This window comes from Chloroflexota bacterium (assembly GCA_026708035.1).
In the GTDB taxonomy this organism is placed as follows: domain Bacteria; phylum Chloroflexota; class UBA11872; order UBA11872; family UBA11872; genus JAJECS01.
Genome location: JAPOVQ010000034.1, coordinates 21,213 through 42,500 on the forward strand (window position 1 = coordinate 21,213; position 21,288 = coordinate 42,500).

The following is a 21,288-nucleotide window of genomic DNA, read 5'->3' on the forward strand; positions in this document are numbered from 1 at the left end:
CCCCACGCGCGTAGGGGGTGAACTCGGGAAGTTAGACGTGTCGACGGGGTCATGCGGTGATCCCCACGCGCGTAGGGGGTGAACGGATCGCGGGCAACAGCGACGCCAACGCCGCAGTGATCCCCACGCGCGTAGGGGGTGAACTTGCCGACGTCCGGCAGCGCCAGGGCCAGCCAGGTGATCCCCACGCGCGTAGGGGGTGAACCCCAGGCGCGTCCCCAGACCGCGGTCTTACGCGCTCACCCTGATGCCCCAACAATGGCGGAGTGCAATGCCGCTTGCGGTGCTCGGTACGGGCTGCTCAGGTTAATGGCGGGGCGCTGACACTGCTGATGCTTCCAGGCCGGGTGATCCGGTCAAACGGTGCCCAGACGGGCTACGCAAGTTCGGGAATCAGAAAGCGGCGCTGCGTCGGTGGCCACAGTTGCTGCACGCGGACGCGACCGACGGACTGCGAAACCCGCACGACTGGCAAGCCCATCTAGAGACTCAACGAGATGGCGGTGGGACGAAGAGTCGCTTGCTCTCCCAGTTCAGGCGCACTCTCGAACTCGCCGAACTCAAGGATCCGCACATGCCGCAATTCAGCTCCTTGCGCGCGCTCGGTGCTAGTGATCGGGTGTTCGACGGCGTCGGCTGTTCGTCGGTCACGGTATCTGAGAACCGAGCGGCGACCTGTGCTTCCTGTGCCGAGGTGATGCGGCGGATGGCGCGACCTGCCGCCAAGCCTACGGGGATATGGAATGCGCCTGCCGTGATGCTTAGTAGCCCCGCCCCTGCATATCGAGCGTTGAGCTCGTGCCCCCACGCCCGGTATGCGTCATCCCTGGTCAGGTGCTCAAAGGTCGACGGCGAGCCTGCTCGAGCAATCAAGGCTTTGGTGTCCGTGCATGGCCATCCACAGTCGAACGCCGAGATCGAGGCCACCTGGGTGACCAACGCGAGTAAGCCCAAGCACAGAGCATCGCCGGGCGATACCACCCATGCGTGCCGCCGTATGGTGGGTCGACCATCGGCGCCTGCCGCGACCCATAGCCGTCGAAGCATAAGATGACGTGGCAACGAATCCAGCACCTGCCAAGACGATCGCCGGCACTGCCCGACTCCACCCAGTGCCGAAGCTCAGCGCCAGCAACAAGATCAATGTGGAACCTGCGGAACTTCCGAGGGCACGAAGAACCGCACGTTCGGGTGAAATGCTGACGTCTGAACCGAGCGCGAGCGCATTTGCAAATGCGCGGCCCAGCCAAGCCGCAAAAGCCGAGTTTACCGAGAGCATCGCGAGTACACTGGCGACGAGAAAGACTTCGCCCCAAATCTCAGCGACGACGCCTGTGATCACCCAGACTGGATCGTGCGCCACCCGTCGCGGATCCACAGGCGTGAGGAAATACGTTAGGCGTCCAAGGGCCGCTGCCGCCGCCAAGAGCAGAGCGCCTTGTGCGATAAGCGCTACGGCTGAGATCAGGAACGCGGTCCGAAGCAACGCGCGTGCCGCCCGGGCGACTTCGGCAGTAGAGCGATGAGTTCCACGCTCCGGCGTGCGGAACAGGGTTGTTAACTCGGCGAGCGTGCTCGACGCTAAGGTGCGAGCCCCCCAAGCCTCGCACAGTCAATGGCTCGTGTGGTCAGCCGCAGTGGCGACGCGATGCATGTTAGCCGGCAGACCGACGATATTGAGCGCGCTACGGGTTGCGAAAATGCACATGGCGTTCATGGGTCAACCATCGCACTTAAGCGTAGCAGTTTACCGACTAATTGAGCGTTTGTGGACCAGGATGCCTGCGGTCGCTAGCCCTCCAGGCAGCGGGCATACAGCCAGGAAAGGCCCATCCCGAGCCAAGCGTCCACCAGCAAGCCGCCCATGCCCACCCCCGGATCTGCTTCCGGCAGGATGGGGGCGTCGTAGACAACACAGACGGAGTAGCTGCCGCTCCCCACGGTCGCTGGGTGCCGCGAGAAGGCATGCAGTGCGACGAACCAGATGACAGCCGCGACATCGCCGGTCAGCAGAACGTAGCGCCAGAGCCGATGCAGCGGGCGGCCGTATCTGGATACCTTGGGCAGCAGGCAGACGCCGCCTGGCGTATCCATGTGTGAGCTGCGGGCGGAGATACTGCGCTTGAAGGATTCCCGGCCCCCGCAGTTCACTTGATCCCCAAAGGGTCGCGGTCATAGCCGCCCCGTTTGCAGAAGTCGCGGGCGTCGGCGACTTGGCGCGCCGTGCGCTCAACGAGGGGGCGCGCGTACGCGGCGGCCTTCACGGAGCTCAACCGGGACAATGTCCAGACGTAAAGGGCCGGGAACCAGGCGGCTTATACCTGGGCGCCCAAGGCAATGCTCCAAAATGATCAGGGCCGGCGGCGCACCTCGTCTGTGATCCCCACGCGCGTAGGGGTGAACCACCTGCTCATCGGCGGGGCCGCCCTCGTGTTTGGTGATCCCCACGCGCGTAGGGGTGAACCCTTTCCCTATAGGTTCAGAACGATCCTCAGCGTAAAGGTTCTTGATTTTGTCCAGCTTGGTGGGCCCTCGTGGATTCGAACCACGGACCTCGCCCTTATCAGAGGCGCGCTCTAACCGACTGAGCTAAGAGCCCGGAGCCCTGGGGATGGTATCAGAGCCCCGCACCGATCCGGCGCTACCCTAGAATCTGGCAATGGGGATGTAGCTCAATTGGTAGAGCACTGCCTTTGCAAGGCAGGGGTTAGGGGTTCAAGTCCCCTCATCTCCACCCAAGACTGGCGGCGTCGGCCGGCGCGGTGCATGCCCAGGGATCGGCTGGAGCACCTGTCGCGATCGCGCCGCGCCCAGCTTGCGGAGCGTCTAGTCGTCGACGGCGAGCATGCCGCGCGTCGGCATCAACACCGGCCGAAGCCCATCCACGCTGGCAGGCAGCCTTCCGTCGCGACCGTCGAAAGGATGGTGACCTCTTCCTCCGCGGCCTCGATCTTGTCCAACGTCGCCCACGACACCGCATGGTTTTCCCTGACATGGCCGAAGATCGTGTATTCGTGCGGCGCCTCGGCGCTTCCGGCCAGATCGCCAAGGATGAAGAAGAACCGCGATCCGTTGGAGTTCGGCGTCCCGTCGTTGGCCAGCGCAATCAGTCCCCGCGCGTAGGGTCGCTGCGGTGGCTCGATCTCGAAGGTGTAGCCCGCGTTGCCGGTGCCCGTGCCCGTCGCGTCGCCCGATTCGGCGAGCAGGCCGGGGACTACCCGATGAAACGCGAGGCCGTCGTAGTAGCCCTCGTTGATCAGGAAGATGAAACTGTTGACCGCCAGCAGTGCTTCCTGCGGCAACATCACGAAGCGGATGCGCCCGACGCTGGTGGTGAAGGTGACGCTATAGCCCCGCTGATCTTCAACCTCCATCGGCGGGTAGGCGTCGTAGACCGGAGGCCCTTCCGGCTCCGACTCGCCGCAGGCGGCCACGACGATGAGCACGAGGGCAGCTAGCCCAAGGATTGTCACTCGCCGCATTGCGCTCGTCTCCCCGTCAGGCCCTGGATCCGCCTAACATTCTGCCGCACCCGCCATGGAGTCTGCTAGACCGAACGCGCCCCTCATGTGGTTCCAGAACCCGTCACGAGCACTGGTAGGGACCGCCGCTCGGCAGGCAGCCCTCCGTCGCCTTCAGCGACAAGATGGTGACCTCTTCTTGCGCCGCCTCGATCTTCTCGAGCGTGGCCACCGACGGCGCGTGATTCGGCTTCAGATGGCCAAAGACCGTGTACTCATGCGGCGCCTCGGCGCTTCCCGCCAGGTCGCCCAGGATGAAGAAGAACCGCGATCCGTTGGAGTTCGGCGTCCCGTCGTTGGCCATGGCGATGGCGCCGCGTTCATAGGGCCACTGCGTGGACTCCACCTCGAAGGTATAGCCCGGGTTGCCGGTGCCCGTTCCGGTGGCGTCGCCGGTCTCGGCGAGCACGCCCGGGACCACCCGGTGAAACGCGACGCCGTCGTAGTAGCCGCTATTGGCTAGAAAAATGAAGCTATTGACCGCCAGCGGCGCCTCTTCCGGAAGCAGGGTGAAGGTGAGGCGCCCGACGCTGGTGGTGAAGGTGATGCTGTAGGACCGCAGCGGATCAATCTCCATTGCTGGGTAGGCGTCGAAGACCGGCGGCCCTTCCGGCTCCGACTCGCCGCACGCCGCCACCACGACGACGATCAACGAAACTAGACCGACCACTACCGCTCGCCGCATGGCGCCTTTTCCCCGCCGGCCCCTGGGTCCGCCAGACATTCTGCCGCACGTGCCATGGGACCTGCTAGACCGAGCGCGACCCCCGTGCGAGTCCAAGACCCGTCATGAGCACTGGAAGGGACCGCCGCTCGGCAGGCAGCCCTCCGTCGCCTTCACGGACACGATGATGACCTCTTCCTGCGCCGCCTCGATCTTGTCGAGCGTGGCCACCGACGGCGCGTGATCCGGCTTCAGATGGCCGAAGACGGTGTACGCGTGCGGCGCCTCGGCGCTTCCCGCGAGGTCGCCCAGGATGAAGAAGAACCGCGATCCGTTGGAGTTCGGCGTCCCATCGTTGGCCAGGGCGATGCCGCCGCGTTCGTAGGCTCGCTGCGTAGACTCCACCTCGAAGGTGTAGCCCGGATTGCCGGTGCCCGTTCCGGTGGCGTCGCCCGTCTCGGCGAGCACGCCGGGGACTACCCGATGAAACGCGACGCCGTCGTAGTAGCCCTCGTTGGCGAGGAAAATGAAGCTGTTGACCGCCAGCGGCGCCTCCTCGGGAAGCAGCTGGAAGGTGAGGCGTCCGAGATTTGTCGTGAAGATGACGCTGTAGGACCGGCGCAGATCAATTTCCATCGATGGGTAGGCATCGAAGACCGGAGGACCTTCTGGCTCCGACTCGCCGCACGCAGCAATGACAACCAAAATGAGGGAAGCAATCCCGACTGCTACCACTCGTCGCATGGCGTTCTTCTTCCCCTCGGACCCTGGATTCGCCAAGCATTCTGCCGCATGTGACATGGGACCCACTAGGCCGAGCGCAACCGCCGCCCGAGTCAGCAATCCATCATTCTCAGCCGCCCGGCCCATCGGATCGACTCGCCGGCGCCACGCGCCCATTCGGATAGCGCCTGCGCCCATGAAGCGAGCTGCGCGCTGGCCGAAGTCGGCCCTAGCATGCCCCGTAGTTGCCCCGGCTCGGCAGACATCCCTCGGTGACCTGCAGCGACCGGATGATGACCTCTTCCTGGGCGGCCTCGATCTTGTCGAGCGTCGCTACGGACGGGGGGTGATTCGGCTTCAGATGGCCGAAGACCGTGTACTCGTGCGGCGCGTCGGCGCTTCCGGCGAGATCGCCGAGGATGAAGAAGAACCGTGAGCCGTTGGAGTTCGGCGTCCCGTCGTTGGCCAGGGCGATGCCACCGCGTTCATAGGGCCGCTGCGACGGCTCCACCTCGAAGGTGTAGCCCGGGTTGCCGGTGCCCGTGCCCGTCGCGTCGCCGGTTTCGGCAAGCACTCCCGGAACGATGCGATGAAACGGCACGCCGTCGAAGTAACCCTCCCTTGCCAAGAAAACGAAGCTGTTGACCGCCAGCGGCGCCTCTTCCGGAAGCAGCTGGAAGGTGAGGCGTCCGACGCTGGTGGTGAAGACAACGCTGTAGGACCGGAGCGGATCAATCCCCGTCGGTGGGTAGGCCTCATAGATCGGCGGCCCTTCCGGCTCCGCCTCGCCGCACGCCGTCACGACGAAGAGCATTAGGGCCGCCAGCCCAAGGAGTGTCACTCGCCGCATCCTGCGCTCTCTCGTCAGCCCCTGGGTCCGCCTACCATTCTGCCGCACCTGACAGGGGCATGGTGAACGTACCGCATCCGCCATGCGGGTCGAGGACCCGTCGTCCGCGGTCGCCCGGCCCATCGGCTCCGCTCACCAGCGCCGCGCACCGCATTGGATGGTGCGTGCGCCCACGAAGCGAGCTAGACGCCGCCCCCAATCGGTCCTAGCACGGGCCGTAGCCACCCCAGCTCGGCAGGCAGCCTTCCGTGGCCTTCAGCGACAGGATCGTGACTTCTTCCTGGGCGGCTTCGATCTTGTCGAGCGTGGCCAAGGACGGCGCGTGGTCTTCCTTGTAGTGGCCGAAGACCGTGTACTCATGCGGCGCGTCCGAACTTCCCGCAAGGTCGCCGAGGATGAAGAAAAAGCGCGATCCATTTGAATTCGGCGTGCCGTCATTGGCCAAGGCAATGCCTCCGCGCTCGTACGGCCGCTGCGGCGGCTCCACCTCGAAGGTGTAGCCCGCGTTGCCGGAGCCCGTGCCCGTGGCGTCGCCGGTTTCGGCCAGCACCCCGGGGACCACCCGATGAAACGCCACGCCGTCGTAGTAGCCACTGTTGGCGAGGAAAATAAAGCTGTTGACCGCCAGCGGCGCCTCTTCGGGATTCAGGACGAAGCTGATGCGTCCGACGCTGGTGGTGAAGGTGACGCTATAGGGCCGCAGCGGATCAATCTCCATCGCAGGATAGGCGTCGTATACCGGGGGCCCTTCCGGCTCCTCCTCGCCGCACGCCGCCGCCACGATCAGTAACAGGGCCGCCAGCCCGACCAGCATCGCTTGCCGCATCACGATCTTCTCCCCGACCGCATGACGTTCTGGCAACCATTCTGCCGCACGCGCGAGCGGGGCTTCCACCAAACGCGTCACGAGTCGATGAGTCCTAGATCGAGCTGGTGCGCTGTTTGGAGGGTACGGGCGGCGCGTCGACCAGCCCGTGACGCTCGACAAGGCGCTGCAGCCCTTCAGGGACGCCCACGACCACGAATACATCGCCGGCCTCGAGCACACGGTCCGTCGCCGGCGCCATCTCCGTGCGTCCCCGCCGGACAAGGGCCAACATCGATACCCCAAACTCCTGGAGCGACAACCCATTCACCGTTTCGCCAATCAGCCCGGATCCTCCCGGAACGGTCATTTCGCGGATGTCCAGGCCGGGCGAGTGGGGATCGAGCAGCTGGTCGAGCACATCCCGCACGTTCGGCCGCCGGACGAAGTCAACCATGCTCAGCGCGCCCTCGATCGGCGGTGAAAACACGCGCCGGGCGCCGGCCGATTGCAACCGCCGGACCGCCTCGTCCGATGCGGCGCGCGCGATGACCGGCACGTTCGGGGCCAGCATGCGAGCTGCCAGCACCGCGTATACGTTTTCGGCGTCGTCGTCGGTGGCGACGATGAAGGCGGCGGCGCGCTCGATGCCTGCCTCGGTGAGCCCCGCATCCGATGACGCGCGATCGGCAATGCTCACCAGACCGTCATCCGATGCCTTCTTGACCTGCGCCGGGTCGATGTCGATCACCACGACGTCGCAGCCGTCGTTGCGCAACTCTTGGGCGATGCGCGCGCCGACGCGGCCATACGACCCGACGATGTAGTGACCCTGCATGTGCGAAAGGAGCCTCGCGCGGCGGCGGCGCGCAAAGTGTGCACCCAGGTGGCCTTCGGCGAGGTAGTCGATATAGTTCGCCGCCGTCCAGGCGAGTGTACCGACGCCGGCCACGATCAACAGCGACGTAAACACACGCCCTGCCGTGGACAACGTGTGCACCTCCGCGAAGCCCACGGTGCTGATGGTGATGACGACCATGTAGAGGGCGTCCACCGGAGCCATCCCCTCGATCACGACGAATCCGACCACCCCAACGGCGGAAACCGCGACCAAAAAGAGGAAGCCGGGAATCAGTCGGCGCCGCCAGTAGAACTGGGCAATGCTGGCGGCCTTGCCGGATGGCCGAGACGGGACGAATCGCCCAGCGCCCAGTCGAGTCTCCCTGTGTTTCATCTGGCGGAAATTTCGGGCTCAGCGGCTGTGCGTATCTTGCAACGGCCCCTGCCGTCCGTCACACCGTTGACGCGACGCCATAGCGGTGGACCTCGGCGGGCGAAATAGCGCCGCCGCCCGCAACCAGGCATCATCCGGCCGTGCAATCGGCCCGCCCGAGCGGCTTCCGGCACGCGCCGCCGAGCCGCGCAAGTCGCGGCGGGCGCAGGCCGAGCTTGGAGGGACCTTGAGCCAGCTCGACGCCACGCAACTCATCATTGGCGACACGCCGCAGTACTTCTTCGACGACGGCCTGATCGAGGAGGTGCAACACGTCACGCGCCGCCTCCATCGGCCGGTCGGCGTGGACGGCAGCCCCTTCATCCAGCGCGACCGGCCTTGGGAGCACGTGCCCTACTTCTCCAGCGTGGATTGGAGTCTGTGGCGAGACCCGGAGTCGCAGCGCCTCCACTGCACCTACACCGATCTCAACGTGGACCGCGAGCGACTGGCGCGCAAGGGCGGCGCCTTCATCGACTGGGCCAACGGCCGCCTGCGGGTCTGCTATGCCTACTCCGACGACGGCTTCGAGTGGGTCAAACCCCCGCTCGGCCTGGTGCACGAAAGCGGCCACGACACCAATATCATCCTGGGCAGCGAGGCCTACGGGAGCGTGTGGGGACTCTCCGTCTTCGACGACCCGCTCGAACACGATCCCAGCCGGCGCTACAAGGGCTTCCACGTGATGGTGCCGCCGGGGTATGCCGTGGCCAGCGACGAGCCGGGTGCGCATGTCCGCGTGGGCTATTCGCCGGACGGCATTCGCTGGACGGTAGGCGACGACCGCCCCACGGTCGGTCGGACCGGCTCCCGCATCGGAGACTCGGCTCAGCCCGCATTCGATCCCGGCACCGGCACCTATCTGCTCTTTACCCGGCATCCCTGGATGAGCCTGGCGCCGCGCTCCCGTCCGCTTCACGCCACCGAGTTGGGCGGCCATCCGACCTGGGACGCGTCCGCCGGTGCGCCGAATCGCCGCGGGCGCCGCCGCATCTACCTCTCCGAGAGCCGCGACTACCTCCACTGGAGCGAGCCGCGGCTGATCCTGGCGCCCGATCCGCTGCTCGACAACATCGACGACTCGTTCTACAGCATGAGCGCCATGTGGCTTGGGGGTCAGTGGATCGGTTTCGTCCAGGTGTTCCACATGGTTGAAAACACGCTCGACGTGCAGCTGGTGCACAGCCGCGATGGACGCCATTGGCAGCGGCTCTTCCCCGGGCAAGCCTGGCTGCCTCTCGGACCGCCGGGTTCGTGGAACCAGTTCTACACCAGCCTTCCCCGGTTTCCCGACGTCGACGGTCCGGAGTGGCTGGTGTTCCATGGAGGGTCCAAATCCCATCACGACTGGTGGATTCACGGCCAGGAAGAGGGCCTGGACGCCCCGGAGGCATGGGACATGAATCTGGTGGGATTCGGCCTCGGTCTGGCGAAGCTGAGGAAGTTCGGCTTCGTGTCGCTCGACGCCGACCGCATGCGCGAGGGCATGATCCTGACGCAGCCGTGGGTCGCGCCGGGCCAACGACTGGTGATCAACGCCGCCTGTGGCCCCGAGGGCTACATCAAGGTCGAGGCGCTGGACGTGCACGATCGCGTCCTCGCCGGCTGTAGCCGCGACGACTGCGATGTCTTTACCGGCGACGCCATCGCGCACACCGTGACGTGGCGCGGCGACCCGCGCCTCCCGGTCGACATCCCCTCATTGGGCGGCGAGGTGTATACCCACCGACTGCCGCACCGCCGGCTGCGCTTCATCCTGCGCGACGCGCAGCTCTACTCGTTCCGGATCGAAACGTCCGCTAGCACGGCGTAGCGACGGCCGCGGAGCAGACTCCGCGGCCGTCGCCTCTGCGCCATTGCGGCGCCTAGTTTCGGGCTATTCCGTCGGCCAGCCGTCCGGAATCTCGTCGGCGTCAAGGGCGGCTTGAATGGCCTCGGCGGCCTCTGGAGTCACCCACGCGCCCCAGATGTCGGGGTTGCTCTTTAGCCACCAGATCGCGGCGTCATTTGTGCCGGCGTCGGGATTGTCGAGCACCCACTGGGCGATCGGCTTGTAGACCTCGATGTTGAGGTCCCAGGCCCGCAGCATCTGGACGACTTCAGGTGCGGTGGTGAGCAAGTCGGGATGCACCGCGATGAGGATGGTCGCGTCCTCAAATCCGCATGCCTTCGAGGTCGCCCAACACTCGTCGCTGTAGGCCGGCTCCTCGAGACGAACCACGTCCAGCACCAGGGCCGGCTCGTTGGTGCCCCACTGGTACCCAAGCCAAGGTTCGCCCTTCTCGTACGCGCCATACAGATCGGCGTTCAGCGCGGCGCCGTCACCGGGGTTGATGACTTCCACGTGATCGGTGAGACCGTAGGCCTCGATCTGGGCCGCCACGTTCTCTTCACAAGCCCAGCCAATGACGCAGGAGACGAGCCGCGCCTTGCCGCCGCTAGCCGCCGTCGCGAATATTTGCTTGAACTGCTCGTCTTTCAGGTCCTCGACGTTGTCAAGCTCGGGATATTGCTCTTGGAGGTAGGCCGGAATCACAAATCCGGACTGCCAGTCGTTGCCGAGGCTCTTGCCGACGGAGACCACCTCGCCGTTGGCAATCGCGTCGTCCCAAGCCTCCTGTTGGTTGGGCAGCCAAATCTCGAGCGTGATGTGGCTGTCGCCGCGCCGCAGGCCCTGGAATAGCGGGAGAGTGCTACCGAAGACCACGTCCGTGGGGTAGCCGTAGCCCTTCTCGACGATGTATTGGGCGATGCGGTTCTGCAACTGAGCGCTATCCCAGTTCAGATCGCTAAAGACCAGTGTCGGCGGGGGGGCTTCGGCTTCCTGCTCGGATTCCCCGCAAGCAGTGACGCCCATGACGGCGAGCACCGCAAGAATAAGCGCGAGTCGCATGTACCGAGTCAGCATGATTGACGCCTCCCCCAACTTCTGGTCGGAACAAAGTCGCCTTAGCACCTTAGCTCGCGGCGCGACACGGCGCGAACGCCGGCGACGTGGGCAGACCGGGTGTGTGACAGCCGCGCCACGATGATGGTCCAAAAGCCTTGTCATCTTCCCGGATCGCTCACGCAAGAAGCGTCCACGGGCAGGGCGAGAAGCACGACCGCGGCGACTAACCGGCGCGGCGAATCTCATGCCGGCCGCGGGACACGGCCTGGGTGAATCGGTCGAAGATGATGGCCAGGAAAACGATCGCCAGCCCCGCAATGAGCCCGTTGCCGGGCTGGTTCTTCTGCAGGGCGCGAAGCACGTTGTCGCCGAGTCCGCCGGCGGCCACCATGCTGGCGATGGTGACCATTCCCAAGGCCATCAGGGTGGTTTGGTTCACGCCGGCCATGATGGTGGGCAAAGCCATGGGAATCTGCACTTTCGCCAGAATCTGCCGCGGGGACGCACCGAACGAGCGAACGGCCTCAATGGTCTCGGGCGACACTTGGCGAATCCCCAAATTGGTGAGTCGAATCAAGGGGGGAACCGCGTAGATGATGGTGGCGAAGATGCCGGCCGGTTTCCCCAAGCCGAAAAACAGGATGCCCGGCAGCAGGTAGACGAAGCTGGGCATGGTCTGCATGGCGTCAAGGATCGGCCGCAAGAGGTTGTCGGCGACACGGCTGCGCGACGCCAGCACGCCCACCGGCAGGCCGATGAACACTGCCACCGCCACCGCCACGATCATCAGCGCCACGGTGTCGATGGTGTTCTCCCAGAGGTCCATGAAGCCGATGAAGAGCAGCGCCAGCACGGTGAAGCCGAGCAGACGCCAGCGCCCGATCGCGAAGGACAGCAGCGCCAGACCCAGAATGACCGCGGGCCACGGCAGCCAGCTCAGCGCATCCTCGATGCGCACCAGGGCCACGTCGACGGCGGAGCTCAGGCTGTCGAAGAGCCAACCGGCCTCCTTATTGAGCCAGTCCACCGCGTCGTCAATGGCCCTGCCGGAGACTTCCCGAACCGTTCGGTCCAGCGTGGTCTCGCCGCCGGACGACGTGGCGACGCTGGACTGTGACAGGGTGGTGGGAAACTCCATTTGCGAGCCCCAAACGACCAGGCAGACAAACAGGGCGATGACGACGACCGCGGCTCCGGCAAGCCAACGGCCATAGCCCGGCAGCGCCGGAATCCGGCCGGCGAATCTCCGGGCTGGGTCGCCAAACTGGCGAATGAGCCTGACTCTGGGTGGGACGTTTGGCGACTCGGCGTTTGGTTGAGCCATGTGAGTCTCTCTAGCCAGCTTGCGCCACGGCCTCTAGCAACACGGCCCGGCGAATCTCGCCCAGCAGGCTGCCATTTTCGCTCACGACGGCCACCGCGTGCTCGGTCTGGGCGGCGATGGGGACCACGTCGGCAAGATACGCCTCGGGAGACGTCGTCTCGGCCTGATCGACCGGCGCCCCATGGAGCGATCTGACGCCCTGGGCGGCTAGCTCCGTTGCCTGATCCCGGGTGAGGACACCGCGCAGGGTGAACGATCGACTAATCAGGAAAACGGCGTCGAGCTTGTGCTGCTGCATGGCGTGCAGCGCCGCGCGGGGCCCCTGCCGCTCGTAGATCACCACGTCGGGCTCGCCCATGATCGCCCGAGCCTGCACCACTTTGGCCCGCGAGACGTCTTGCACAAAGTCGGTCACGTAGTCATCGCTGGGCAGGGTGACAATTTCCTCCGGCGAACCCTGCTGCACGATCTGACCGTCGCGCATGATGGCGACGCGGTCCCCCAGCTTGAGGGCCTCGTCGAGGTCGTGGGTGATGAACACGATGGTCTTTTGCAGTTCCGTCTGCAGCGAGACGAGCTCGTCCTGCATTTCGCGGCGAATCAGGGGATCGAGGCCGCTGAACGGCTCGTCCATCAGGAGCACGTCGGGATCGACAGCCAACGCCCTGGCTAGGCCGATTCGCTGCTGCATGCCGCCGCTCATTTCGTGGGGACGGTAGTTCTCCCACCCCTTGAGTCCGACCGTTTCAATGGTCTCGGTCGCCATCCGGTATCGGGTTGGCTTGTCGACGCCGCGTATTTCGAGACCGACGGCCACGTTGTCGATGACGCTGCGGTGCGGGAGCAGGCCATAGTGCTGAAAGACCATCGCAATCTTCCGCCGGCGGAACTCGATGAGCTGGGCCTGGGAATAGGTGAGGATGTCCTCTCCATCAAAGTGGACCTGCCCTCTAGTGGCCCTGATGAGCCGGATGAGGCAGCGCACCAGCGTCGACTTGCCGCTGCCGGAAAGCCCCATAACCACGAAGACCGTGCCCTTCTCCACCGAGAACGACACGTCGCGCAGTCCGGTAACCAAGCCCAGCTCATCCTGAAGCTCGGCGCGGCTCTTGGAGGCATGCTCGGGCTGAAATACCCGCTCCGGTCGCGGGCCAAAGACTTTCCAAAGGCCGTCCACGACGATTTGAGCATCTTGCGAAGGCATGGAGCCGAAGGCCTTCCACCGTGGTGGGTCCGCCGCGCTTCCAGCAGGCGTCTCATCAAGTCGAATGCCACGGATCATGCATCTTCGCACGCGAATAGTCTTGACGCGTCGCGCGGCTGCGCCGGCGACACATGCGCACCAAATACGCGGAAATGGTCTCGGTGCTGGACGCAGCAGTTGGAATCTGAAGTCGATGCTCAGATGATATGGTTCAGCCATACGCCTGTGCGATTGCCGACTCGCAATGAAGACCACCCTTAATCTGAACGACCGCGTGCTGCAACAGGCCAAGCGGCGGGCGGCGCGGGACGGGATAACGCTTACTCGCTTCGTAGAGGATGCCCTGCGCGCGCGGCTGGCCGGAGCGAAGGGCAGCAAGCCGCCCTTCCGGCTGCGACTTGTAACGGTGACCGGGCACGCGCCACCTAACGTCGATATTGCCGATCGCGATGCCCTCTACGACGTAATCGACCGCGCTTGATTGCAGTTGATACCAATGTGCTGATCTACGCCCATCGCGGCGAGGCCTCATTGCATAACGAGGCGGCATCGAGGCTCGTCGCGCTGGCTCAAGGGCCCGAGCGTTGGGGCCTGCCAGTCTTCTGCGTCGCAGAATTCATGCGCGTCGTGACCCATCGTCGCGTGTTCAATCCGCCGTCTTCCGTTTCCGAAGCAGCTACATTTGTCACCAACGTTGCAGCCGCTCCGAGCTGCGAACTCGTCCGGCCGGGGCCAGGATTCCTCGATTTGCTCGTGGAAACAGCACGGCAGGCCAATGCGCACGGCAACCTGATTTTTGACGCCCAGATCGCTGCGTTGTGCCTAGAGCACGGTATCGACACCGTGCTAACGGACGACCGCGATTTCAGACGATTTGAGCCGCTGCGCGTGCAGGCTTTGAGCTAGCTGTTAGTAACCGCGCCGCGCTTGAAACACGTCCGATGACGCCCGGCGATCCCGACCTTCCCGCGGATGCGCCGATCGTGGTTCGAGACGCGCGCAAGCTGCTTGCCACCCAGGAGCCGCACACTCACCACATGGCCAGCCTGGCGCGGTTGCCGGGCGGCCGCCTCGTGCTGAGCTTTAGCCGCGTCCCGAGCACCCGCCGGCTCAACAACGGCGTGCTGATGGTCACGCGCTCCGACGACAACGGTGCGACGTGGACCACTCCCGAGGCGGTCTACACGAATTCGGGATGGGACTGCCTCAATATGGGCGGACTCATGCCGTTCGGCGGCGAGCGCCTGCTGCTCGCCCTCGGCCGGCTGCAGATCGATCCGACCCTGGCGGGCGACGAGCCGTGCACCGGCTGGTATATGGCGACACGGTCATCGGCTGACCGCGGCGAAACCTGGTCGCCGGTAGGCCCCGAAGTTCGCCTGTTTCCAGGATGGACGGAGCTCTACGGCGCCAGCAACCCGCATCGAGTGGCCGACGGCCGGCACATGCTCGCCGCCATCGGCACGACCGGGCGCGATGCCGGCTGGCGCGCCGGCGTCACCTTCACCGATGACCTCGGCGCCACGTTTTCCCCACCGGTAGTCGTCGCCGAGCACCCGAAGCTTGGATTCGGCGACATGGACATCGTGCGGCTGGCCGATGGCCGGTTCCTCGCCGTGGCGCGGGTATTCGGCGGTCGTCCCAGCGTGTTCGCGCGCTCCGCCGACGACGGTCGGACCTGGAGCGATCCGCGCCCGACCGACTTCGCCGGCGCCAACATCAAGCTGCACCGGCTCCGATCCGGCGCGGTGCTTTGCGCCTATCGCGACGAATGCGGCAATCGATCGGGCGTGGCGTGCAGCGTCAGCGAGGACGCCGGCGAATCGTGGCGGCGCCTGGGATGGCTGGCCGCACCCGGCGGCGGGCCGCCGCCTCTTGCGGACGGCGTGCGCTGCGGATATCCCGACATTGCAACCTCTGGCGGCCGGGAGCTCGTCGGCGTCCTGCATCCCACGGCCGACGCCACGGGCTGCGTCGATATCCGCTGGCTGCGCCTCGAAGACCGAACCTAACGCGGCCTACCCGGGCGTCTGGTAGCTCAGGTCCCAGTCGCCCAGGAGATTGAGCTTGTGGGTCGGCGTGACCAGCTCCGCCTCACCAGCCGCCCGCCAGGCGGCAATCTCCTCGCGATGCCCCAGGCGCCGCAGCGACGACCACATGTCCTGGTAGTTTGCGCGGCCCGCGGGACCGGCGCAGTCCCAGAAGAACAGGTGCGGCACGCCCGCCCCATACAGACCATCGGCGCGGCGTCGAAACTCCTCAGGCGACAAATGGCGCGGCATGATGTTCGGTGCAACCGTGCAGGGCGTGCCCTCGGTCAGGTCCAGCAGCCACGCGGCATCATTCGGGTCCGTCCACGCCTGCAGCGAGCTGTCCATACCCAACTCCGACGAGTAGGGAATCAGCGTGTCGACCAGGCCCTCGGCCACCCAGGCGCGCAGGTCCATTGCGATCTGCAGATTCTCCTGCTCGGTGGCGCCAACCACGGCAGAAACCTGGATTCGGCTCGACCGGCCCTGTTTCGCCGCCTCCTCATCCATCGCCTCCCGGACCTCGCGCATGAACTGGGTCAGCGTTTGCGCCCGGTAACGCAGCCAGGTGGGATCGTCCGGCGGCATCAGTCGTGGGAAGCCCCCATGCGTTCGGGTAAATCCCTCGACGATCGGGCGCTCATACTCAACCAGCGGCGGCCGGCGGTTGTACAGCAGGCAAACGCCGTCGATGGGGTGCTGCGCCACCTCCCGCAACAGCTCCACGGCGTGGGCGCGAACCTCGGGGAAGCTGTAGGCCATGCGCGGCGTGCGTACGCCGTTCCGGTCCTCGCCCCGCCACTCGGGATGACGCTTGTAGATGCCGTCGCCGTGGTCGAAGTGGTCATGCGGCGGCGGAAAGTGGAATCCGGCCACCCGCCAGCTGGCATGGAACTCCATGCCGATCTCATGGCAGTAGTCCAGGGCAACGCGAAACGGGTCAATTCCCTGCGCGGCAAAGGCCCGCCAGCTCTCCGCGTGTAGGCGGTCGCCCACGCGGTCGAAGTCGTCGAGCCCGTCGAACGTGCTGCGGCGTCCGACGTTGGTGAGGTTGTACATCAGGTCGCCCTGGCCGCATTCCCAATACATGCGCGAGAAGTCGGTATCGCGGTAGGGCTCCAGCTCGCGTCGAACCTCATCCGCCGTCGTCATGCGCCACAACCAGTGGGGTCCGTGCGCGTCCTGGTGCGCAAAGAGCGTTCGGTTCCGAGCGTCCGCCCGATCGGCGCGCGTCGCTTCGACCTCGGCCTCGGTGAGCGGAACGAGCTTGATATAGGCGACCCGCGCGTGCCGGCAACGCACCGCGCCGATGCCGTCGCCCGGCGCCTCCTGCCAGGCAACCTGGCCGATGTGGAGGTCCTGATCGGTGAGATTCGCGACCTTCCAGAACATCTCAACGAGCGCCCGATCGTGTACGCCGGCTAATGCGGCGTCGGCGGAGTTGAGCATCGTCTCGACCGCGTCATCGCTGAGCCGCACCAGCACCGCGTGGCCGTCGCTCTCGCCGGGACGGGACGGCATGACGCCGATGGACACCGCGTGCCAGCCCTGCGCGTCCAGCGGATAGCGCACCGCCGGAGCGGCCGTGTTCGGCCCGGCCATCAGCATCGTGCCTGAGAGATCGTCGGTCGCGTAGGCCATCGCGCGCCAGCGGCGATGCTGTGGGTCTGTCCCCAGCGCCTCCGCGGGCTCACACCGGTCCAGATCGGTGCGAAAGATCGCCGGGTTGGTGAAACCCCGATCGGCAAAGTTGTCAACGGTTGTCTGCGCCACTGGTTCCTCGCCTCTTCCGGCCGTGTTGGTCCGAGGACACGCCGCCGTGGCCGGCAATGTACAGAACTAGCCGCCAAGCCCGCATGGCCTCGGGGGCTAGGGTGCCGCTCCGCTCACGCGGCCCGGATGCCGGCTGCGGTGGCAACAACTGGAATTGGGTCGGAAATGCACCGCGCGCCGTCGACGGCGGCCGTGCCAAGCATGACCCATTGCCCCCGCCATCGGATGAAGCGGCTGGCGTAGGGCTGCACCGGCGCGTCCGGTGGCAGCACCTCGCCCGTGCCATGGATGCGAAACGGTCCCAGCGGCGACTCGCCGACCATCGAGAAGTCGGCGCTCCGAAAGGGATGCCCGGGATGTCGACGCCTGAACCATGGGACGATGCGGTCGGGCGACGTGCAAAACAATAGGTAGTACCGCCCGTCGATGCGGTACACCTGCGGAACCTCGATCTCGGTGGCGATGGGGTCCACGTCCAAAGGCGGCTCCACCTGCCACGTGCGCATATTCCGGCTGGTCGCCAACCCGATCGTGCCCCGGCGGTTTCGGTCCGGGTGCTTGCTCCGGGCGCACACGAGCTGATACAGGCGGCCTTCGACTGGGAAGATAAACGGATCACGCCATTGACCGTACGCCCGGTGAACGGGGCCGAGGCGCTCGTAGAGCCCGGGATCTCGCTCATTGACCGGATTGCTCTCGCATTTGGCCCAGCTATACAAGTCGTCCGACACGGCCAGCCCCACGCGATGCACTTTGCGCGTGGGCGGGTTTTCGCCCCGGCGCAAGGCGCTATAGGCCATCCAGTAGCGCCCCTTCCAGGCCAGAACGGAGCCGGTGGAGAGAGTTTGACTGTCCCAAGACTCGCCGGGGCCGCGCTCCAGGGCGAAACCGAGGAAATCCCAGTGCACCAGGTCGCGGCTGACCGCGTGGCCGATATCCCAGTTCCAGGAAGGGCGCGGCTCCGGCGAGGTACAGAAAAAGCAGTGCGCCACTCCGTCGCCAACGACGAACCAGGAGTCGCCAATGGTGAAGCCGGGCAGGCTAAACATGCCGCCCGTTTAACACCGACCATCCCGACACCCGCGCCTCACCTATCCGCGGCACCGCTCCACAGATAGAAGCCGGTGTTCCCAACCACCCAGGTGAAGACCACGTCCACCCACGGGAAATGGCTGATGTGGGACTGTGCCGCCAGCCCGGTCTCGTTCTCCGGCCAGAAGGTCCACAGCCAGCCCCAGTAGAACAGGATGACCAGGGCGATCGAGCCGTAGAGCACCGCGGTGGCGGACAGGTACTCGCGAGTGACCGGGTCAGTGCCGCTGCCGGCCACGGCCCGCCTTCGCACCACGCTCACCGCCAGCGCAATCGGCACCGCCACCGCCATGAACCAGTTGACGACCTGCCACACCGGATAGGTCGGGCCGCCGTCGTGGTAGACCGGCGTGAGGATGAGGTTCAGCCCGACGACAAACGCGATCGCCACGAGCGCAACCGCCACCAGCCGCTTCACCATGTCCATGAAAACGCTTCCTTCCTGGCGGCTCCTGCGCCTGCCAAGAGCCCACCGCCTGCTCCGCACCGCGCGGCGCAATTTTAGGTCCAGTGCTCGCTCGGCCGCGCCCTCGCACGCGTTCGGCGCGACGACCTAGGTCGACGAGAGGCTCCGCAGATACGCCTGACGCTTCGCGAGCGCATCGAACGCCGTCGTGCCGGGGGTGTCTTTGTCCGACGCCAGCATCGCTGTCGGGTCGCCGCGAATGAGCTCCCGCGCCACCCGGATGATCTCTGCCGCCGGCATCGCCAGGCACCGCGCACCGCCGATTCGAGTTGCCCGCTGGATGCCCCGCAGGTGCGGCTCGATTGCGGGAAAGCCTGACGACGAACCGCCAACGTTGCGCACTGCTGTCCAGCCGCGCGGATCGTCGGCGACGCGCGCGAAGCTCGTGAAGCCGCCACGGTGCTCGAAGTTCTCCGCTACGTGAATCGTCGTGTTTGATTCATGCCCCACGCCGAGCAGAAGGATCCACGCGCCCTGCTCCGCCGCGGTCTCGAGGACGGCGAGCGGGTGGTCGGCGGTGCCGTGGGCCAGGATCGCTGGTGCGCGGGGCCCAACACCGGAAAAACTGCAAATTGGCGCTGGGCTCCGAATTGCGTCTGGCTCGGCAGCCAGCGCCGCCGCGATGGCGCCCATGCTGCGATTGATCGGGCTATCCGCGCGCTGAACCGGCGTGCCGCGCACGGCCTCGTGGAACTCCTCCCACGTCGCGGACGGAGTGTGTGCGTTGAACGGGATGTGGGGCTCCGGCGGCGACGGCAACCGGGCCACGTAGGTGAATGCGGGCGCGATGACCGTGGGAACCACCGAGCGCACCGCGGCAACCACCGTATCGGCGCCACCCGCCACCCAGCCAAACGCGCTCAGCGACGAGTGGACCACGGCAGTCTCGACGCCGGCCAGTCCCAACGCGCGCAGGCCATCGACGATGTCGTCGAGGATCACGACCGGCCGGGAGTCGTCGACGGCGTCTGGCTCGTCCCTCACAGTGGTGCGCGCCGGTTGGAGGCAGGATTCGATCGTTGCAGCCTGCCGACGCGCTGTCTATTGGCGTCGTCGTACGGACGCCAGCGCGAGCCCCTGCCGGATGTGGGTGTAGCCTCGCTGGGCAGCCCGACCTATCCGTCTCCACCCAAGTGCAATGACGCCCGTCACCATTCGACGCGATCCGGAGCCGTCGCTGGACGACTAAGGCACAGTCCCGATTTCCTTCACCACGACCTCCATCCTGCGGATCGAGTGGCGGAAGAGCGGCCTCGAAGGCATCCGAATCACCGAAGTTCCCATCGATCCACCGCTGGCCAGGGACTTCGACGAAGGGGAGCCGGTGTCGCGCTGGCAGCAGTTCGGCGATATTTCCCACTGGGGATTCTTCGCCGCCCATGACGCCGGGCGGCGGGTTGGCGGCGCCGTGGTGGCGCACCGCTCGCCGGCGGTGCGCATGCTTGAGGGACGGACGGACCTTGCCGTCTTGTGGGATATCCGCGTCGCCCCGTCACATCGAAGGCACGGCGTCGGGAGCCGGCTGCTCCAGGCCGCGGCGCGCTTTGCCTGGGACCAGGGCTGCACCGTGCTGAAAGTGGAGTCGCAGAGCACCAACCCCGCCGCGTGCCGCTTCTACGCCAAGCACGGATTCAAGCTGGGCGGCGTCCGGCAAGGGGCGTACGCCGATTTGCCGGACGAGATTCAGCTGCTTTGGTACTTGCCGGCGCCGAACCGTCCCGGCTAACCGGGCCATCGCCCGGCCTCGCCAGCCACAGCGACGCACGACCAACCGTTCAGAAGTAAGCGACCGAATCTCGGCAGACGCGGGCCTCTTCGAGGCGCGCCACCACAGAGTCCAATCATTATGTCAACCACAACGTGCCTCAACCTGCCGCGTCGCCATAATTAGGAGCCGAAGAAAACGCCCGAACGTGTATAAAAACCCCTGCGCGGCTCGAGTCTTGAACGGAGCCGGCCGAGCCGCTCGTCGGGCGCCGAGAGAATCGTGGCAATCCCAGAATCCCATTGACGGCGCCACTGGCCGCGCGTATCCTTGCGTTTCTGGGCGCAAGCTATGCCTTGCGTCACTGTGCCTCGGGCGCCGACGGGCGGCGCGCGAGCGAACCTTGACAACTGAAGAGCACGCAAAGCTGCAGTTTTGCCGGTCTAACGATTACTAAGCTACGAAGGGCGCTCGGCGGATGCCTTGGCGCCAAGGGCCGACGAAGGGCGTAGCAGGCTGCGATAAGCCACGGGGAGCCGCGAGCAGGCGCTGATCCGTGGATTCCCGAATGGGGAAACCCGGCGGGGGTAATACCTCGCCACGATGCGTTGAAGGCCTTCGGGCCGTAGTAGCCGCATCGAGGGCACCGGGGGAACTGAAACCTCTAAGTACCCCGAGGAAGCAAAATCAAACGAGATTCCCGTAGTAGTGGCGAGCGAAACGGGAACAGTCCAAATCCGGTCGGTGTGATAGGCCCACGCCGTTGCCGACCGGGCGTTGTAGGAGCCGGAGCCGCTCGTGGGAGCGGCACCCAGTTACCAAATCGTCCGTTAGCCGAAGGGGCTGGAACGCCCCACCAAAGACGGTGAGAGTCCGGTAGGCGAAAACGGAACGATCTGGGCCGGATTTCCTGAGTACCACGGGACACGTGAAACCCTGTGGGAACCTGGGAGGACCACCTTCCAAGA

19 protein-coding genes, 2 tRNA genes, 1 rRNA gene and 1 CRISPR repeat array (2 of these 23 running past the window's edge) are annotated in these 21,288 nt (G+C 65.7%); of the genes, 7 read left to right on the forward strand and 15 right to left on the reverse strand.

Features of this window, described 5'->3' with window-relative positions; all coding sequences use genetic code 11:
- Positions 1–205: direct repeats of the CRISPR family, unit length 28 nt; unit sequence GTGATCCCCACGCGCGTAGGGGGTGAAC; it begins 5 nt to the left of the window's first position.
- Between the two features lie 1,586 nt (positions 206–1,791).
- Positions 1,792–2,094 carry a hypothetical protein gene (locus OXG33_13360; GenBank protein ID MCY4114905.1) on the reverse strand — a complete coding sequence of 101 codons (303 nt, stop codon included), beginning with the start codon at positions 2,092–2,094 and terminating at the stop codon, positions 1,792–1,794.
- A 428-nt stretch (positions 2,095–2,522) separates the two neighbouring features.
- Positions 2,523–2,599: transfer RNA gene (locus OXG33_13365), tRNA-Ile, on the reverse strand.
- 62 nt (positions 2,600–2,661) lie between these two features.
- Here OXG33_13365 and OXG33_13370 point away from each other — a divergent pair.
- A tRNA-Ala gene (locus tag OXG33_13370) sits at positions 2,662–2,734 on the forward strand.
- A gap of 127 nt (positions 2,735–2,861) precedes the next feature.
- Here OXG33_13370 and OXG33_13375 read toward each other — a convergent pair.
- The 6 genes from OXG33_13375 to OXG33_13400 all read right to left on the reverse strand — a co-directional run bounded on the left by OXG33_13375 (position 2,862) and on the right by OXG33_13400 (position 7,797).
- Positions 2,862–3,482 carry a peptidylprolyl isomerase gene (locus tag OXG33_13375; protein MCY4114906.1) on the reverse strand — a complete coding sequence of 207 codons (621 nt, stop codon included), beginning with the start codon at positions 3,480–3,482 and terminating at the stop codon, positions 2,862–2,864.
- Between the two features lie 103 nt (positions 3,483–3,585).
- Complete coding sequence (locus OXG33_13380) at positions 3,586–4,206, reverse strand: peptidylprolyl isomerase (GenBank protein ID MCY4114907.1); 621 nt, start codon at positions 4,204–4,206, stop codon at positions 3,586–3,588.
- 102 nt (positions 4,207–4,308) lie between these two features.
- Positions 4,309–4,821, reverse strand: coding sequence for a peptidylprolyl isomerase (locus OXG33_13385; protein ID MCY4114908.1), 513 nt, complete (start codon positions 4,819–4,821; stop codon positions 4,309–4,311).
- A gap of 316 nt (positions 4,822–5,137) precedes the next feature.
- Positions 5,138–5,749, reverse strand: a complete 612-nt coding sequence (locus OXG33_13390) for a peptidylprolyl isomerase (protein ID MCY4114909.1) — start codon at positions 5,747–5,749, stop codon at positions 5,138–5,140.
- Between the two features lie 214 nt (positions 5,750–5,963).
- Positions 5,964–6,584, reverse strand: coding sequence for a peptidylprolyl isomerase (locus tag OXG33_13395; protein MCY4114910.1), 621 nt, complete (start codon positions 6,582–6,584; stop codon positions 5,964–5,966).
- A 94-nt stretch (positions 6,585–6,678) separates the two neighbouring features.
- Complete coding sequence (locus tag OXG33_13400; protein MCY4114911.1) at positions 6,679–7,797, reverse strand: NAD-binding protein; 1,119 nt, start codon at positions 7,795–7,797, stop codon at positions 6,679–6,681.
- Between the two features lie 226 nt (positions 7,798–8,023).
- On the opposite strand from OXG33_13400, the gene OXG33_13405 reads away from it, so the two are divergent.
- On the forward strand, positions 8,024–9,649 hold the full coding sequence (locus OXG33_13405; GenBank protein MCY4114912.1) for a hypothetical protein: 1,626 nt from the start codon (positions 8,024–8,026) through the stop codon (positions 9,647–9,649).
- A gap of 63 nt (positions 9,650–9,712) precedes the next feature.
- On the opposite strand, the gene OXG33_13410 is transcribed toward OXG33_13405, so the two are convergent.
- The 3 genes from OXG33_13410 to OXG33_13420 form a co-directional block, all read right to left on the reverse strand.
- On the reverse strand, positions 9,713–10,744 hold the full coding sequence (locus tag OXG33_13410) for a hypothetical protein (GenBank protein MCY4114913.1): 1,032 nt from the start codon (positions 10,742–10,744) through the stop codon (positions 9,713–9,715).
- Between the two features lie 205 nt (positions 10,745–10,949).
- Positions 10,950–12,050 (reverse strand): proline/glycine betaine ABC transporter permease, encoded by a 1,101-nt coding sequence (locus OXG33_13415; protein ID MCY4114914.1) that lies wholly within the window; start codon positions 12,048–12,050, stop codon positions 10,950–10,952.
- Between the two features lie 10 nt (positions 12,051–12,060).
- Positions 12,061–13,254: a glycine betaine/L-proline ABC transporter ATP-binding protein gene (locus OXG33_13420; protein ID MCY4114915.1), complete on the reverse strand. Its 1,194-nt coding sequence runs from the start codon at positions 13,252–13,254 to the stop codon at positions 12,061–12,063.
- Between the two features lie 244 nt (positions 13,255–13,498).
- Between OXG33_13420 and OXG33_13425 the strand changes: the two genes are divergently transcribed.
- The 3 genes from OXG33_13425 to OXG33_13435 are packed head-to-tail and all read left to right on the forward strand — an operon-like array spanning position 13,499 to position 15,266.
- Positions 13,499–13,735 (forward strand): hypothetical protein, encoded by a 237-nt coding sequence (locus OXG33_13425; protein ID MCY4114916.1) that lies wholly within the window; start codon positions 13,499–13,501, stop codon positions 13,733–13,735.
- Positions 13,732–14,160 (forward strand): PIN domain-containing protein, encoded by a 429-nt coding sequence (locus OXG33_13430; GenBank protein MCY4114917.1) that lies wholly within the window; start codon positions 13,732–13,734, stop codon positions 14,158–14,160. Before OXG33_13425 ends, OXG33_13430 begins: the two co-directional genes overlap by 4 nt.
- Positions 14,161–14,195: 35 nt before the next feature.
- A complete protein-coding gene (locus tag OXG33_13435) occupies positions 14,196–15,266 on the forward strand; it encodes a sialidase family protein (GenBank protein ID MCY4114918.1) in 1,071 nt (356 codons plus the stop codon).
- Positions 15,267–15,272: 6 nt separating this feature from the next.
- On the opposite strand, the gene OXG33_13440 is transcribed toward OXG33_13435, so the two are convergent.
- The 4 genes from OXG33_13440 to OXG33_13455 all read right to left on the reverse strand — a co-directional run bounded on the left by OXG33_13440 (position 15,273) and on the right by OXG33_13455 (position 19,599).
- On the reverse strand, positions 15,273–17,057 hold the full coding sequence (locus tag OXG33_13440) for a family 10 glycosylhydrolase (protein MCY4114919.1): 1,785 nt from the start codon (positions 17,055–17,057) through the stop codon (positions 15,273–15,275).
- Between the two features lie 113 nt (positions 17,058–17,170).
- Positions 17,171–18,106, reverse strand: coding sequence for a family 43 glycosylhydrolase (locus tag OXG33_13445; GenBank protein ID MCY4114920.1), 936 nt, complete (start codon positions 18,104–18,106; stop codon positions 17,171–17,173).
- Positions 18,107–18,144: 38 nt separating this feature from the next.
- A complete protein-coding gene (locus OXG33_13450) occupies positions 18,145–18,576 on the reverse strand; it encodes a hypothetical protein (protein ID MCY4114921.1) in 432 nt (143 codons plus the stop codon).
- A gap of 126 nt (positions 18,577–18,702) precedes the next feature.
- Positions 18,703–19,599: an AAC(3) family N-acetyltransferase gene (locus OXG33_13455; protein ID MCY4114922.1), complete on the reverse strand. Its 897-nt coding sequence runs from the start codon at positions 19,597–19,599 to the stop codon at positions 18,703–18,705.
- Positions 19,600–19,909: 310 nt separating this feature from the next.
- On the opposite strand from OXG33_13455, the gene OXG33_13460 reads away from it, so the two are divergent.
- Positions 19,910–20,341: a GNAT family N-acetyltransferase gene (locus tag OXG33_13460; protein MCY4114923.1), complete on the forward strand. Its 432-nt coding sequence runs from the start codon at positions 19,910–19,912 to the stop codon at positions 20,339–20,341.
- A 430-nt stretch (positions 20,342–20,771) separates the two neighbouring features.
- Positions 20,772–21,288, forward strand: a 23S ribosomal RNA gene (locus OXG33_13465) (it continues 2,572 nt past the right edge of the window).

Excerpts from the sequence above, each read along its gene's own strand:
- OXG33_13420 (MCY4114915.1), bottom strand. The coding sequence starts at position 13,254 with ATGCCTTCGCAAGATGCTCAAATCGTCGTGGACGGCCTTTGGAAAGTC.
- OXG33_13435 (MCY4114918.1), top strand. The coding sequence starts at position 14,196 with ATGACGCCCGGCGATCCCGACCTTCCCGCGGATGCGCCGATCGTGGTT.
- OXG33_13375 (MCY4114906.1), bottom strand. The coding sequence starts at position 3,482 with ATGCGGCGAGTGACAATCCTTGGGCTAGCTGCCCTCGTGCTCATCGTC.
- OXG33_13400 (MCY4114911.1), bottom strand. The coding sequence starts at position 7,797 with ATGAAACACAGGGAGACTCGACTGGGCGCTGGGCGATTCGTCCCGTCT.
- OXG33_13395 (MCY4114910.1), bottom strand. The coding sequence starts at position 6,584 with ATGCGGCAAGCGATGCTGGTCGGGCTGGCGGCCCTGTTACTGATCGTG.
- OXG33_13380 (MCY4114907.1), bottom strand. The coding sequence starts at position 4,206 with ATGCGGCGAGCGGTAGTGGTCGGTCTAGTTTCGTTGATCGTCGTCGTG.
- OXG33_13450 (MCY4114921.1), bottom strand. The coding sequence starts at position 18,576 with ATGGACATGGTGAAGCGGCTGGTGGCGGTTGCGCTCGTGGCGATCGCG.
- OXG33_13425 (MCY4114916.1), top strand. The coding sequence starts at position 13,499 with ATGAAGACCACCCTTAATCTGAACGACCGCGTGCTGCAACAGGCCAAG.
- OXG33_13445 (MCY4114920.1), bottom strand. The coding sequence starts at position 18,106 with ATGTTTAGCCTGCCCGGCTTCACCATTGGCGACTCCTGGTTCGTCGTT.
- OXG33_13385 (MCY4114908.1), bottom strand. The coding sequence starts at position 4,821 with ATGGAAATTGATCTGCGCCGGTCCTACAGCGTCATCTTCACGACAAAT.
- OXG33_13415 (MCY4114914.1), bottom strand. The coding sequence starts at position 12,050 with ATGGCTCAACCAAACGCCGAGTCGCCAAACGTCCCACCCAGAGTCAGG.
- OXG33_13360 (MCY4114905.1), bottom strand. The coding sequence starts at position 2,094 with ATGGATACGCCAGGCGGCGTCTGCCTGCTGCCCAAGGTATCCAGATAC.
- OXG33_13410 (MCY4114913.1), bottom strand. The coding sequence starts at position 10,744 with ATGCTGACTCGGTACATGCGACTCGCGCTTATTCTTGCGGTGCTCGCC.